The sequence below is a fragment of the Rhodococcus sp. LB1 genome (genome assembly GCF_001583455.1).
Classification (GTDB): Bacteria; Actinomycetota; Actinomycetes; order Mycobacteriales; family Mycobacteriaceae; genus Rhodococcus_F; species Rhodococcus_F opacus.
Window position 1 is genome coordinate 1 of the sequence record NZ_LTCZ01000372.1, and the last position, 1,249, is coordinate 1,249.

Genomic DNA, 1,249 nt, shown 5'->3' on the forward strand with positions numbered 1-1,249 from the left:
CTCGGCGACCTCGAACTCGGCCTGACGGCCCCGCAGCCGCAGCATTGACCACCAGCTACACGCGTCCAGGAGGGACTGCTATGAGCACTACCGTCGGATTTCTGGGACTCGGCCACATGGGTGGTCCCATGGCGGCCAACCTCGTCAAGGCGGGGCACACGGTGGTCGGATTCGACCTCGCGTCGGCCGCACTCGAACAGGCAGTGAAAGACGGTGTCACCGTCGCTGATTCGGCCGTCGAGGCCGTGCGTGAGGTGGACGTCGTGATCACGATGCTGCCGAGCGGCAAGCACGTCCTCGGGCTCTACGCGGAGATCCTGCCAGCCGCGAAGCCGGGAACCCTGTTCATCGATTCGTCCACCATCGACGTCGCGGACGCCCGCGCGGCGCACGACGAGGCCGTCGAGGCGGGCCACCGTTCGGTGGACGCACCGGTTTCCGGTGGCGTCGTCGGCGCCACCGCGGGAACGCTCGCGTTCATGGTGGGCGGCACGGCGGACGACTTCGAGTCCGCGAAGCCGCTGCTCGACGTGATGGGCAAGAAGGTCGTCCACTGCGGAGACCCGGGCAACGGTCAGGCCGCGAAGATCTGCAACAACATGATCCTGGGCGTGTCGATGATCGCCATCAGCGAGGCGTTCGTCCTCGGCGAGAAGCTGGGTCTGAGCAACCAGGCCCTGTTCGACGTCGCGTCCAACGCGTCGGGTCAGTGCTGGGCGCTCACCACCAACTGTCCTGTGCCCGGACCGGTTCCGACGAGCCCGGCCAACAACGACTACCAGCCGGGTTTCGCGGCGGCGTTGATGGACAAGGATCTCGGTCTCGCCGCGAACGCGCTGAAGACCAACGGCGTCGAGGCCGACCTCGGGCTGCGTGCCGCCGAGCTGTACAGCCGGTTCCACGCCGCCGGCGGTGGGGGCCAGGACTTCTCGGCCATCATCAACGACATCCGCGACCGTTCTACCAAGGGAGACCAGTGACCGACTTCGAGACCATCCTGCTCGAACGCAAGGGCCGGGTGGGGATCATCACCCTCAACCGTCCGAAAGCACTCAACGCACTGAACTCCGAGCTGATGCGCGAGGTCGTGTCGGCGGTGGAGGAGTTGGAGAAGGATTCGGAGATCGGTGCCATTCTCATCACCGGTTCCGATCGGGCGTTCGCGGCGGGCGCCGACATCAAGGAGATGCAGCCCAAGTCGTACATGGACGTCTACCTGGACGACTTCTTCGCAGCATGGGATCGGCTC

General features: G+C 66.0%; 2 protein-coding genes. Both read left to right on the forward strand.

All coding sequences use genetic code 11. The annotated features are described in order from the left end of the window. The first annotated feature begins 80 nt into the window (after positions 1-80). The gene (gene mmsB, locus AZG88_RS36055; RefSeq protein WP_005252877.1) at positions 81-980 is read left to right on the forward strand and encodes a 3-hydroxyisobutyrate dehydrogenase; all 900 of its coding nucleotides are present in this window, start codon (positions 81-83) and stop codon (positions 978-980) included. Next, positions 977-1,249: enoyl-CoA hydratase-related protein (locus AZG88_RS36060; RefSeq protein ID WP_197487993.1), on the forward strand; the 273-nt coding region annotated here is incomplete at its 3' end. The genes mmsB and AZG88_RS36060, both read left to right, overlap by 4 nt.

Excerpts from the sequence above, each read along its gene's own strand:
- mmsB (WP_005252877.1), top strand. The coding sequence starts at position 81 with ATGAGCACTACCGTCGGATTTCTGGGACTCGGCCACATGGGTGGTCCC.